The sequence below is a fragment of the Foliimonas ilicis genome (genome assembly GCF_039939195.1).
Classification (GTDB): Bacteria; Pseudomonadota; Alphaproteobacteria; order Rhizobiales; family Rhizobiaceae; genus Foliimonas; species Foliimonas ilicis.
Genome location: NZ_JBDUUH010000003.1, coordinates 379469 through 392799, shown reverse-complemented (window position 1 = coordinate 392799; position 13331 = coordinate 379469). Strand labels below are relative to the sequence as shown.

The window sequence follows — 13331 nt, the reverse complement described above, 5'->3', positions numbered from 1 at the left end:
CTGAATTCACGTTACATGTAACAATTCAGGAGCACAAAATCAAGATTACCCGCTATTCCCCGATCGCACCGGCGACATTCTGATCGTAGTCGACGAGAGCGCCAGTCATCACGCCTGATTGCGGGCTGAGCATGTAGGTCACAAGCCCTGCAAGTTCATGCGTTTTGACCAACTGCCCCATCGGCTGCGAGGCTTCGGCTTTCTCCAGCCAGTCGTCCGGTGCGTCGTGGAAGTTCTTCTGCACGACAGCCTCACCGGGCGTGTCCATCCAGCCCGGCAGCACGGCATTGCAGCGGATTCTGTTCGTTCGATAGGAATTCGCGACGTTCTTCGTAAGGATCGCCAGCGCGCCTTTGCTGGAGGCATAAGGCGTCAGAAAAGATTGGCCGGTATGCGCCGACATCGACAGGATGTTGACGATGGAGCCCGGCTTCTTCTCCGCGAGCAGATGGCGCACGACACCTTGCATCATGAAGAAAGGCCCACGCACATTCGTATCGAAAAGCTGATCGAAGAGCTCAGGCGTCGTATCGATCAGCGAGCCGCGCGCCGATGTGGCAGCAGCATTTACCAGCGCATTGGCCGCACCGAAACGCTTTACCGATTGTTCGACCGCCGAAAGGCAAGCTTGGGGATCGGACAAATCCGCACTGACGAAAAGCGCCTCTGCGCCCAGCCCTTCAAGTTCGGCAACGGCTTTTGCGCCTTTCTCGGCTGAGCGCCCGACCAGCGTCAGTGCCTTGCAGCCCTCGGCCACCAATTGCTTTGCAATCGCAAAGCCGACGCCTTGCGCGCCACCAGTGATGATTGCGCGCGTATTCGCATTTCGTGTCGTCATGTCGCTCATGAGATCGCTTTCACGGTGATTGCCTTACCGTCCTTCACCGATTTCAACGCGGCATCAGCCAGTATCAAGGCCGCAAGCCCGTCCCGCCCGCTCGGATCGGGCTTTTTGCCGGTCGTGGCGGCTGCGATGAACGCGGCGATCTCATTGGCATAGGCTTCGGTGTAGCGGGTCATAAAGAAGTCGTGCAGCGGCGGCCGCGTGTAGCCCTGCCCGTTGGCGATCTCGATGGAAACCGGCCTCTGGTTTTCGGCGGAAACCACGCCTTTCGAGCCATGCACCTCGATACGCTGGTCATAACCATAGGTCGCACGGCGCGAGTTGGAGATGATGCACTGCTTGCCGGACGCCGTCTGCAAAATCACGCTGACGCTGTCATAGTCGCCAAGCTCGCCGATCTTCTTGTCGACCAGAACCGAGGCATGCGCGCTGACCGAAACAGGTTCTTCGCCCAGCAGAAAACGCGCCATGTCGAAATCATGGATCGTCATGTCACGGAAAATGCCGCCCGAACGCGTAATGTAGTCATGCGGCGGCGGGCCGGGATCGCGCGAGGTGATCGTCACCATTTCGACCGTACCGATAGCGCCGTCATCTATCGCCTTTCGGACTGCGGCAAAATGCGGATCGAAACGCCGGTTGAAGCCGACCATCAACGTTGCGCCTTCCTTTTCCACGACTTTTAGGCAGGCCTCGACGCGCTTTGCATCGAGATCGATCGGCTTTTCGCAGAATATCGCCTTGCCAGCCTTGGCGAAGCGCTCGATCAAATCGGCATGCGTGTCGGTGGGCGTACAGATGATTACGGCGTCGATGTCGGCGGATTTCTCAATCTCGTCGATGGTGCGGACTTCCGTACCATATGCGCTCGCCAGATCATGGGCGGCCTTATCGAATGCATCTGCCACGGCGACCAGTTTGGCATCGCCATTGCCTGCGACTGCCTTTGCGTGAACTTTTCCGATGCGGCCTGCACCGAGCAAGCCAAAGCGAACGACCATGTATGAACCTCTTATGAATGATTGCGGACAAGCCTTGCGGCTCATGCCATCGGGACGATTACTTTTTGCGTTTGTTGTGGCGGTAGACATCGACCACGACCGCGGTCACGATGATCATGCCTTTCACGATTTCCTGATAATAGGCGTCGATGCGCAGGAAGGTGAAGCCCGAAGTCATTACCCCCAGAATGATCGTGCCGATGACGGTGCCGGTTATGCGCCCTACACCTCCGGCCAGCGACGTGCCGCCGATAACGGCAGCAGCAATCGCGTCCAGCTCGTACATCACGCCCATGCCTGCCTGCGCCGTCTGCGCGCGTGCCGCGGTCACGATACCGGCCAGCCCGGCAAGCAGGCCTGCAATGGCGTAGACCTTGACCAGGTGACGCTCGACATTGATGCCCGAAACGCGTGCCGCCTGAACATTGGCGCCGATCGCATAGGTGAATTTGCCGTAGCGTGTGTAGCGAAGCGCAACGTGGAAAATGGCCGCGACGAGCAGGAAAACGATAACCGGCCAGATGCCCGTTCCGATGAATGTGAATTGCTCGGACAAGCCCGAAACCGGCTGGCCCTTCGTGTACCATTTGGAAACGCCGCGCGCTGAAACCATCATGCCGAGCGTCGCGATGAAGGGCGGTATTCGGGTATAGGCGATCAAGCAGCCATTGATGAAACCTGCCGCAAGGCCGATGAACAGGCCGACCGCTATCGGCACGATTGCGGGCAGATCGGTCATCGAGGGATAGACTGCCCGCGCCCACGACGAAGATTGTGCGAAACTCGCGGCAATCATCGCGGTCATACCGACGACCGAGCCCGATGAAAGGTCGATGCCACCTGTGATGATGACCTGCGTGACGCCGACCGCAATGATGCCGATCACCGACACTTGCAGGATCATGATCGTCAGGCGCTGCGGGTTCATCAGGAAGCTCTGGCCGATCAGCATCCAGCCCAGAATCTCGTAGATCAACGCAATGCCGACCAGCACCAGCAGGATATTCACTTCCTGCGGCAGGCGGCGGCGCCTTTTTTCCGTGGTCGCGGCCAGCGGATGCGTCTTGGCTGAGTCCTGTGTCGCCATAATCCTGTCTCCCCGGCGCTATTGCGCCGCCAATTCCATAACCTTGACCTGATTTGCTTCCGCGCGGTCGAGAAAGCCAGTTATGCGACCTTCATGCATGACCATGATGCGGTCACTCATGCCGAGTACTTCGGGCATTTCCGAGGAAATCATCACGACCGCGACACCCTCTTTCACCAATTGCGAAATCAGGCGGTGGATTTCCGCTTTCGCGCCGACATCGATGCCGCGCGTCGGTTCATCGAGTATCAGTATTTTCGGCTTCGTCAGCAGCCAGCGCCCGATCAGCACCTTCTGCTGATTGCCGCCGGACAAGTTTTCGACGCGCTCCTGGAGCGTCGGCGTCTTGATGCGCAGCTTCTCGCTCATGTCCTGACAGACTGCGGAAACTGCCCGCTCATTGACGAAACCGGCTTTCGTGAAGCGTTCTTGAAGAATTGCAATCTGCATATTCTCCAGAACGTCGAGAATGAGAAGGCAGCCGGTTTCTTTCCGGTCTTCGGTCAGGAAAGCCATGCCGTGCCGGATCGCCTTGTTCGGGGTATCGATATTGATGGGCTTGCCCCTGATCTCGATGGTGCCGGAAGAAGCAGGCGTCACTCCAAAAATCGCTTCGGCGACGTTCGAGCGGCCTGAGCCGACAAGCCCGGCAATGCCCAGAATTTCGCCGGCCCTGACATCGAACGAAATGTCGTGGAAGACGCGGTCCAGTGACAGGTTTTTCACCGAAAGCACCACGTCGCCGATAGGCACGTCTTCCTTCGGAAACATCTGCGTTATCTCGCGCCCGACCATCATGTGGATGATCTGGTCGCGTGTGACGTCCGACGAAGCATGGGTGCCGATGTAGCGTCCATCGCGGAAAACTGAAACTTCGTCAGCGATTTCGAACAGCTCGTTCATCTTGTGGGTGATGTAGACGATGCCTATGCCCTGCTCGCGCAGGCTGCGGATGATCGTGAAAAGGTGTTCGACCTCGCGCTCGGTCAGGGCCGAAGTCGGCTCGTCCATGATGAGCACATCGGATTCGTAGGAAACCGCCTTGGCGATCTCGACCATCTGGCGGCTGGCGACCGAAAGGTCGCGCACCTGGATTTCGGGGTCGATATTGATGTTTAGCCGCTTGAAGAGATCGGCCGTCATGCGCTGCATCGCGCCATGATCGATGAAGCCGAACGCGTTCTTCGGCTCGCGGCGTATCCAGATGTTTTCCGCCACCGTCATGAAGGACATCAGGTTCAGCTCCTGATGGATCATGGCAATGCCGTTTTCCAGCGCGTCCAGCGGAGATTTCAGCCGGATCGGCTGCCCTTTAAGACGAAACTCGCCATTGTCGGGCGTATAAATGCCGGCAAGGATTTTCATCAGCGTCGATTTACCCGCGCCATTCTCTCCCATCAGCGCGTGCACCGTGCCGCGTTTCAGGCGAAACGAAACGTCGTCAAGGGCGAGAACGCCGGGGAATTCCTTGCGCACATTCTCGACGGTCAGCAGATATTCCGAAGCGGGAACAGCGCCGCTTGTGCGTACTGCCGCCATGGTCGAAGGGCTGATCATGTCGCTGCTTTCCTCCCGGAAAATGGCCTGCGACCAGAGAGACAAGGACGCGACGGCAATCGCCGCGTCCTCATCAAGCTCAGTTCTTGCTCTGATAGTCCGCGAGGTTTGCGGGCGTTACCAGTTCGAACGGTACAAACACTTTCTGTTCGACCGTTTCGCCCTTTGCGAGCTTCAAGGCCGCATCCACCGAGCCCTGACCCTGACCGGCAGCATTCTGGAATACGGTAACGTCGAGATCGCCTGCCGCCATCGAGGCAAGCGCATCCTGCGTTGCATCGATGCCGCCGACAATCATCGTTTTCATATCGATGCCGGAAGCCTTCATTGCCTGAATGGCACCAACCGCCATCTCGTCATTATTGGCTATGACAGCATCGAACTTGAGACCGGCAGAAAGCCAGTTGGTCATGAGATCCGCGCCCTGCTGACGCTGCCAGTTTGCCGTCTGCTCTTCTGCAATCTTCATGAAGGAACATTCCGGGGTGGCGATCACATCATGAATGTCTTCGGTGCGCTGGCGCGCGGCCTGATTGGAAAGCTCGCCCATCATAACGACGATATTCGCTTCAGTCTTACCGGCTTCCTTGAGCAGGCGGCAGATTTCCTTGGTCTGCAACGTGCCGGATTCCTTCTCGTCGGAGGCTACGAAGGCCTGCTTTTCGGGAAGTGTGTCCAGATTGACCGGCTGGCGGTTGACATAGACCAGCGGGATATTTGCATCGGCAGCAATCTTCGAAAGGGCAACCGTCGCATCCGTATCGACCGGGTTGACGATAATTGCATCGACGCCTGCCGCAATGAAGTTCTGAATCTGGCTTTGCTGCTTGGCGACGTCGTTTTGGGCGTCTTCAACCTGCAATGTCACGCCATCGAGCGTCTTGGCATAGTCCTGCATGCCACCGCGCAGGACGGTCAGGAAGTTGTCATCGAAAAGCGCCATCGATACGCCGATCGTTTCTGCCTGCGCCGAACCCGCCATGAGCACAGACATGGCAGTGCCGAGTATTAGCTTTCTCATCTGCATTCTCCTCCCGTTGGATTTCAGGCGATTTTCATCGCCCGCCAATTCTTTGCGAATGGCGAAATGCGATAAACGGGTCCGAAAACCCCTTCTCCCTTCGCACCGTCATTCGGAACATATGAACCGTTATAGAGTCCATATGAAACATTTATTCCATTTTATGAGACGGGGCGTCAAGCCCGTTCTTGGCGAGATGGCGTGTCATCTGAAAGCCGGATCGAAACCAGTTGGTAACCATGCTCACCCGCTGGCGTGGCTATTTCGCAACACTGGTCCGGCCAAGCGGTGCGCGAAGCATCCTGTTGATTGTGAAGCCACTGAATCTATGCGCTAATTTGTGCGGGGGCTTAGTGTATGTGCTTTGGGCGGCGCGCAACGAATTATTGAGGGCGTAGATGCATCACGCACGCACCGGTTTATTAAAATCATTTCTTCTGTCCGGAACCGCGCTATTCGCATACGCGACACTGTATCCGGTCGCTCCAGCCTCCGCGCAATGCGCCTTCGGTCCGCCCGGTGCCGGCAATGACACTTACACATGCAGCAGCGGTACTTTTGTCGGGAATCTGGATGACAATGCCGGCAACAACACGCTGCTGATGCCGGAAGGCGGCACCGGTACAATTCAGGGTAATGTGACCTTCGGCGGTGGCGTCGATACGATCATTATCAATTCCGGCACGATCACCGGTAACGTTCAGCAGGGCAGCGGCATCGACGATTTCCAGATGACCGGCGGCATCATCCAGACGCTGAACCAGGGCGACAATCGCGATACGTTCTTCATGTCCGGCGGACGCATCATCGACGCCTTCGACGACGGCGATGTCGCCGTCATGACCGGCGGGCGCATCGGGCGCGTCAACATGAAGCTCGACAACAATATTTTCGACATGTCCGGCGGCATCATAGACCGCAACCTCGTGGCCGGTTTCGGCAATGATACGATCACCATTACCGATGGCACGATCGGCGGCAATATCAGCGTCAGCGGCGGTACGGATATAGTTACGGTCCGCGGCGGATCGGTCGGAGGAGACGTTCTCCTCAGCGTCGGCAATGACAGGTTTGTCTGGGAGAACGGCGGCATAATCTACGGTGCGGTCGATCTTGGCGGCGACAATGATACGGCGCTGCTGCGCAATCTCACCAACGCCAATATCGGCGCGACGCCGCAAATTACCGGCGGGCTTGGAACCGACAGCCTGGTCATTGAAAATGTGACCACGTCAGGCGTGGCCCGCTTCCAGAACTGGGAAACCATCGCGCTCACCAACGATACCGAGCTGACTTTTGACGGCACGCTGACGCTGGGCGACACGGGGACGGGCACCGGCTCTCTTTCGATCGACGCTAGCAGCACGATGTTCGGCGGCAATGCGAATGGCGCGATTTCGGCTTTCACTGCTGGCCAGCTCGCCAATGTCACGAATGCCGGTCGCATCGACCTTACCAATGGCGGAGACAGTACATCTGACCGCTTCACCATTACCGGCAATTATGTCGGCAATGGCGGGCTCGTTTTCCTGAACACCGAATTGGCTGACGATTCCGCCGCCTCGGATCGTCTCGTGATTTCGCAAGGCAATGCGTCCGGCCAGACCGGCCTTGGCATCGTTCACACAGGCGGAAGCGGTGCCGAAACCGTCCAGGACGGCATTATGGTCGTTGAGGCGATCAATGGCGGCACGACGGATAGCGGCGCCTTCGCGCTGACCGGTCGCGTCGCTGCGGGCGCTTATGAATATTTCCTGTTCAAGGGTGGCACATCCGCTGGATCGGCTGACAATTGGTATCTGCGCTCGACGCTTCCGCCAGTTTCGCCGACCCCGCCGGAAGTGGCGCCCGCGCCTCCGCCTTTCTCACCACCGGTAGCGGAGCCTGAGCCTACTCCTCCCGAAGCGGAGGCACCACCGCCGCCGCCATCGACCGAGCCTCCAATTCCCGTGCCGCCGGAGTCGACGCCAGGAAACCCTGATCCGATCGATCCGGCACCTCCAGTGGACGTTACGGACACTCCGCCCCCAGTCGTGCCGGACCCGGAACCTACGCCTGCTCCTACGCCGCCTGCCCCACCACCGGTAATATCGGATGTCGCGCCGCCACTGCCAGGTCCTGGAGTAGCGCCACCGACTCCGGGTGCCACCGCTGTCGTTGCAGATGTCGTGCCGCTCTACAGGATTGAGGTTCCGACCTACGCAGTCGTGCCGCCTGTCGCTCATCATCTGGCGTTGACCTCGCTCGGTACTTTCCATGAACGCCGGGGCGAGCAGGCAGTCGTGCGCGACGGACAGTTCATCTCGACGAGCTGGGGCCGCATCTTCGGGCAGGATTCCGAACAGAAATGGGGGGGAACGGTTGCCCCGACATTCGATGGCAATCTCTTCGGCTTCCAAGCCGGCCAGGATCTGCTTGGATGGGAATCCTCCAACGGCGGCATCAACCGCGCCGGTCTGTTCGGCAGCTATGTCCGCATGGATGGCGACATCAGAGGTCAGGCCCTTGGCTGGAACGACCTCGCGGTTGGTGAGCTCAATCTCAACGGCACCAGCCTCGGTGCCTACTGGACGCATATAGCGCCGACCGGCTGGTATCTCGACGGTGTGCTGATGGGCACATGGTTCAGTGGTGACGCAACCTCCAGCGGCGATGTCGGCATCGACATCGATGGTACGGGCATCACGGCTTCGCTGGAAGGCGGCTATCCGATCGCGCTCGGCCAGCAATGGACGCTCGAGCCGCAGGCACAAATTATCTACCAGCGCATCTCGCTCGACGATCAGCAGGACAGATTCTCGAGCGTGTCGTTCGATTCAGACAGCACCGTTACCGGCAGGCTGGGTGTCCGTTTGCAGGGCGATTACAAAATGGATGCGTGGAATTTGCAGCCATACCTGAAGGCAAATATCTGGCATGGTTTCGATTCAGACCAGACAGTCAATTTCGGCGGAACTCCGATCGTCACCGAAATTGGCGGAACGTCTCTGGAGCTCGGCGGCGGCCTGATTACCAAGCTGAACGAAAGTGTCAGCCTGTTTGCAACAGCCGACTACACAACCAATCTAGGCAGCGAAAAGCAGCGTATCGTCGAAGGGAATATCGGCATCAACTTCAAATGGTGACATCGAATTGAAGAGTTTCGTGACCTTTTTCCGGCAGGTACAGGTTGCGTTGTCTTTCGCAACCTACCAAAAGGACATGAGCCGAAACTTTGAATTCGGATGGAAAGATCCATAGACTATATGCTCTACGATCCGAAACTGACTGACGAGGCCGCGCGCCTCGCAGCAGTCCATCGTTATGATCTTCTGGATACACCGCCCGAGCCGGAGTTCGAGCAGCTTACAGTGCTGCTGAAATCAATATTCGCGGCCCCTATCGTCCTGATTTCGCTGATCGACGACCGGCGTCAATGGTGCAAATCCAGTATCGGGCTCGACATAAAGGAACTGCCGCGCGACCAGACCTTCTGCCAATACACAATACGTTCGCTGGACGTCATGGTGATCGAGGATGCAACGCAGGATCCGCGTTTTAAGGATCATCCCTTCGTCACCCAGGAAGGTGGTATCCGCAGCTATCTCGGCGCGCCGCTCACCTCGCCTGACGGTTATAATATCGGTACAATCTGCATCATCGATACGAAGCCCCGCATATTCACTCAAAACGATATTGCCGTGCTGAAGCAGTTTTCGGACGTGGTGATCTCGCAATTCGAACTACGGCAGATCGCCTCGCGCGATATGCTGACCGGCGTATGGACGCGGCGCGCATTTCTGGAAGCGGCGAAGAAGGAGCTGGCACGCTATCATCGCCACGGCCACACCATTTCCCTGGCATTGTTCGACCTCGATCATTTTAAATCGATCAACGATGCGCATGGCCATGGGGTAGGCGATGCCGTTCTTCGCGAAACGGTGCGATCATGCCATGAGGCCATGCGAGGCGAAGAAGTTCTCGGCCGCATCGGCGGCGAGGAATTCGCCATGCTTTTGGTCAATGTTTCGGGTGACGCAGCGTTACAGGCGGCCGATCGTTTTCGTTCAAACATCGAAGGCGCAAGCATAAAGCAGGAACCCGAACTGCGGTTCACCGCAAGTTTCGGCGTTGCAGACTGTTCGACGCTCATAAATTCCGTCGAAGAATGGTTAGCGCTTGCCGATCAGGCGCTCTACCGCGCCAAGGCCAGGGGCCGAAACCGCTGCGAATCCCCTGACTTTCAAGAGTGATTTTGAAACGAAAAACGGCGGGGCCAAAACCCCGCCGTTTTCTATTCATGGCTGTATTCGCAATTACATCGCGGGCAGGATAGCGATGTCGCGCAGATCGCCTTCGACGCCGGTGATATCCGCGGTCTTTTCCGCTGCGCCGGTTTCGAGATTGACCTTATAGAGGGCCCCGCCCGCGGCGACCCACGGCGTGTTCGTGCCGTCTTCGGTCGTCTGGATGTCAAAAGCGAAGGTTGTTGCGCTTTCGATGCCGAGCGAACCGATGGTCTTCAGCGTGCCATCGTTCGGCGCGGTCTGCTGGATGAAGTTTCCGGCAGCATCGATGTCATACATCGCGGTCTTCTCAGGCTTGCCGAACGAATTCAGATAAGCGGTCGCCACGATTTCGGGGGTCTTCTCCGCGTTTGCGTCGCCTGCTTCGAAGTTCAGCTTGCCATCGACGGTGACTTCGCCCGTGTCGGGATGCGCCCGCAGATTGGTGCCGTCCGAACCCATGACGCGCAGACGATCCGCCATCGGATTGAAGTCGACGCTGGCCTTCACGCCTTCAGGCAGCGTTTCGCCGAGCTTTGCACCAGCCGTTGCAGCGCCGGTTTCCAAGTCGATCGTGACGATCGTGCCGTCACCGGCAACGCCGTAGAGCTTGTTGTCGGCTGGGCGCAGATCGATGCCAATAAGCGTATCGACGCCTTCGACTTCAACGGTCTTGCTGACTTCCGGCTTGTCCGTGTCGAACCAGACGAGTGTCTTTTCGCCAGTGAGACCAACAGCAGGTGCGGCATGGCCAGCGACCGAAAGCGCGAGCAGGCTTGCTCCGGCGGCGAGGCAGATCGTCGGGATTTTCGAAATGATGGTCATGTTCTATCTCCTGTCGTGCTTTTTCTCGTTCCCACCCGCAAAAATGCGGATATCCGGGAGTTACATGGTCATTACCCGCGGCCCTCCCGCTTTGGATGCAGCGTGCAGAAAAAAATTTGGCGCTTGCATCGATTGGCCTTCGTCGTGTGTAAAGACGATAGAGAGGCGTCTGACGGCGCGGCTTTTAAAAAGGGTGGCATGACAATCATCGACTTGCATGACGGAGCCTGTGACGCGTTGCTGAAGAAAGTCGCTCGCGGCGACAGAAGCGCGCTTGCCAACCTGTTCACCAGTGAAGCCGGTCGCCTGCTTGCCATCGCGCGACGGATTTTGCGGCGCAGCGAACTGGCAGAGGAAGCCGTGCAGGATGCATTTGTCATCATCTGGCAGCGTGCGCCGACCTTCGACACCGAGCGAGGTGCGGCACGTGCCTGGCTGACAACGATCGTGCGCAACCGTGCCCTCAACATGCTGCGCGATGGTTCGCGTCTCGATTTTGTCGATGAAGAACAGCTTGCCACCTTCCGCGAACGCAGCGGCGATGCGCAGCAAGCCTATATGGCGCTTCCTGAAACCGAGAGCTTGAAGCGCTGCCTCGGACAGCTCGATGCGCCCCGGCGTGAATCCATTCTTCTTTCTTATGTGGTTGGATTCTCACATGGCGAGATCGCGGCAGAGATGAAGGCGCCGGTCGGTACCGTGAAGGCCTGGATCAGGCGCGGAATGATTTCATTGCAGGAGTGTCTGTCATGACAGACGACGCAACGCTGAAAGCAAGAGCCGGGGATTATGTTCTCGGCGTTATGGACGAAGACGAGCGCGAGCGCGCTGAGCGGGATATGGAGCGCGATCCGGCTTTCCGCGACGCCGTAATGACAATCGCCGGCAGCATGCATGCGCTCGACCTTACCGCAAAGCCGGAATCCGTCGATCCCGAAGTGTGGAACACGATTGCCGCTCGTATTTCGTCGATGCCGCAATATTCGCCTGTCGATGCAAAGGCCGCTCCCGAGGCGGCAAACGATACGGTGCCATCAAGGCCGCGCGGCATAAATTCCGGCTCCGGCTGGAAAGGCGCGCTTGCGGCTGCGAGTCTTCTGGTTGCTTGCGGAGCCGGATATTTTGCAGGCGTGACGACGTCCAAACCGGTCTCCCCTCTCGCGGTGATCGTGCTGAATACCGACAGCAATGTGCCGGGTGCGGTTTTCGAGGCCTATGCGGACAACAGCGTTCGTATTCTTTCGCTTGATGATTTCGAGGTGCCTGCGGGCAAGATCTTGCAGGCGTGGACGCTTTACGACCAATCCGTCGGCCCGGTTTCGCTGGGCACATTCGCGCAGTCTGACGAAGTGCGTCTCAAAGGACCGGCGCAGCCGCCGCCCAAAGCGGACCAGCTTTACGAAATCACGCTTGAGCCTGAAACCGGTTCACCAACCGGCAAGCCGACAGGGCCAATTCTGGTCAAGGGTTTTGCGCGAAAGATGATCGGGGCATAAAATCCAGGCGGTCCAAACCTGTCTGGATTTCCGGTGCGCTCATGAACAGCTTCCACAACAAGCCGGAGCGGAAATTCTCGATCATCGCGATGATCGGTCCCTGATTGATTGCCAGACAGGTTTTCGAAATCCAGCTTCCGTCCGATGCGAAAGCATCGACGAAACCATATCGTCCCCAAAGCTTTCCATTCTGGAAGTCGAGAAAGTGGCGCATCGCACGCAGGCTTTCCAAGGGCGCATAAGGCATGCTGGAAAGTGCTGCGGTCGGCGTGACGATGCCCCGATCATGATCGGGTGAGCCGACAAGATATTTCTTCGGGCCATGACTGGCCGACAAGCCCCAGCAATCAGCTCCGTAACCCTTGTGGCCCTTGGGATTTCGCACTGCATGCTCAATGTTGATGCGCGTGTGCGTAACCGCCTGCTCCCAATAATCGGCGTAACGATCCTTCATGGCACGCGGATCGAGGCCGCAAAACGCTGACTGGACCAGAAACAGCGGTCCGCCATCGGGCTGGCCAAGCGTTAGGATCATGCCGTAGCGAGGCTCTTCGTTCCGAAAGCCGCCATTCAACGCGAAGCCATTATGGAAAACCGTTGGTTCTATCGGGCGCTCCGCGCCAGCAGCCATGACATATGCGATGATCCCTTCATTCCAGCCGCGAACCGGCAGGTTTATTCTAAATTGGTATTTGGGACTCCAGTGCCAGTAGAGCGTCTTTCGACCGGATTTCGTGTACCAATTCCACTCAACGGCATTCCAAAGCTTCTGGCACTTGTCGCGGATTGCCGATTCTGAAGGTGTATCGCGCGTGAAATATTGCCGGGCGCATAACACGCCCTGCATGAGCAATGACGTCTCGACGATGTCGCCGCCATCGTCCATCTTTGAGAATGAGACCGCCTCACCCGTTTTGCCATTCAGAAAATGCGAAAACGCGCCGTGAAAGCGCGGCGCATTCTCAAGTGCGGTGAGGATCAGGTCGAGACGCTCGATCACGGTCGCGCGCGAAAGCCATTCCCGCTCGGCAGCAACAATCAGCACCATAATGCCGAAACCTACACCCGCCGTCGAAACGAGATCGTTCCTTGCAGCACCCGCGGTCAAACGCCGGTCGTAAGCCCAGCCGCTTGCCGGATGCGCGCCCTCCCAGAAATACCGGAATGTCTGCCTCTGAACACGCTCGAGAAGCGTTTCGTCATCGGCGGAAAATCCGAGATTTAAACTGTCCAAA

Annotated in this window: 11 protein-coding genes; 4 read left to right on the top strand and 7 right to left on the bottom strand. The window is 57.8% G+C overall.

Going from position 1 to position 13331, the window contains the following annotated elements; translation table 11 throughout:
• Positions 1 to 52: 52 nt before the first annotated feature.
• The 5 genes from ABFT80_RS09920 to ABFT80_RS09900 all read right to left on the bottom strand — a co-directional run bounded on the left by ABFT80_RS09920 (position 53) and on the right by ABFT80_RS09900 (position 5510).
• Positions 53 to 847 (bottom strand): SDR family oxidoreductase, encoded by a 795-nt coding sequence (locus ABFT80_RS09920; RefSeq protein WP_347971734.1) that lies wholly within the window; start codon positions 845 to 847, stop codon positions 53 to 55.
• Positions 844 to 1845, bottom strand: a complete 1002-nt coding sequence (gene iolG, locus ABFT80_RS09915; RefSeq protein WP_347971733.1) for an inositol 2-dehydrogenase — start codon at positions 1843 to 1845, stop codon at positions 844 to 846. The genes ABFT80_RS09920 and iolG overlap by 4 nt, the downstream gene beginning before the upstream one ends.
• Before the next feature lie 58 nt (positions 1846 to 1903).
• Positions 1904 to 2932 (bottom strand): ABC transporter permease, encoded by a 1029-nt coding sequence (locus tag ABFT80_RS09910; protein WP_347971732.1) that lies wholly within the window; start codon positions 2930 to 2932, stop codon positions 1904 to 1906.
• 18 nt (positions 2933 to 2950) lie between these two features.
• On the bottom strand, positions 2951 to 4489 hold the full coding sequence (locus tag ABFT80_RS09905) for a sugar ABC transporter ATP-binding protein (protein ID WP_347971731.1): 1539 nt from the start codon (positions 4487 to 4489) through the stop codon (positions 2951 to 2953).
• 79 nt (positions 4490 to 4568) lie between these two features.
• Positions 4569 to 5510 carry a sugar ABC transporter substrate-binding protein gene (locus ABFT80_RS09900; protein ID WP_347971730.1) on the bottom strand — a complete coding sequence of 314 codons (942 nt, stop codon included), beginning with the start codon at positions 5508 to 5510 and terminating at the stop codon, positions 4569 to 4571.
• A 398-nt stretch (positions 5511 to 5908) separates the two neighbouring features.
• Between ABFT80_RS09900 and ABFT80_RS09895 the strand changes: the two genes are divergently transcribed.
• Positions 5909 to 8635 (top strand): autotransporter family protein, encoded by a 2727-nt coding sequence (locus ABFT80_RS09895; protein ID WP_347971729.1) that lies wholly within the window; start codon positions 5909 to 5911, stop codon positions 8633 to 8635.
• Positions 8636 to 8734: 99 nt separating this feature from the next.
• Entirely contained in the window at positions 8735 to 9742 is a 1008-nt protein-coding gene (locus ABFT80_RS09890) for a sensor domain-containing diguanylate cyclase (RefSeq protein ID WP_347971728.1), read from the top strand.
• Between the two features lie 63 nt (positions 9743 to 9805).
• On the opposite strand, the gene ABFT80_RS09885 is transcribed toward ABFT80_RS09890, so the two are convergent.
• Positions 9806 to 10600, bottom strand: coding sequence for a DUF4394 domain-containing protein (locus ABFT80_RS09885; RefSeq protein ID WP_347971727.1), 795 nt, complete (start codon positions 10598 to 10600; stop codon positions 9806 to 9808).
• 15 nt (positions 10601 to 10615) lie between these two features.
• Here ABFT80_RS09885 and ABFT80_RS09880 point away from each other — a divergent pair, with 15 nt between their 5' ends.
• Both ABFT80_RS09880 and ABFT80_RS09875 read left to right on the top strand, forming a co-directional pair.
• Complete coding sequence (locus ABFT80_RS09880; protein ID WP_347971726.1) at positions 10616 to 11353, top strand: sigma-70 family RNA polymerase sigma factor; 738 nt, start codon at positions 10616 to 10618, stop codon at positions 11351 to 11353.
• The gene (locus tag ABFT80_RS09875; protein WP_347971725.1) at positions 11350 to 12096 is read left to right on the top strand and encodes an anti-sigma factor; all 747 of its coding nucleotides are present in this window, start codon (positions 11350 to 11352) and stop codon (positions 12094 to 12096) included. The genes ABFT80_RS09880 and ABFT80_RS09875 overlap by 4 nt, the downstream gene beginning before the upstream one ends.
• On the opposite strand, the gene ABFT80_RS09870 is transcribed toward ABFT80_RS09875, so the two are convergent.
• Positions 12062 to 13330, bottom strand: coding sequence for a glucoamylase family protein (locus ABFT80_RS09870; RefSeq protein WP_347971724.1), 1269 nt, complete (start codon positions 13328 to 13330; stop codon positions 12062 to 12064). The two genes, ABFT80_RS09875 and ABFT80_RS09870, sit on opposite strands and share 35 nt — an antisense overlap.
• Between the last annotated feature and the right edge of the window lies 1 nt (position 13331).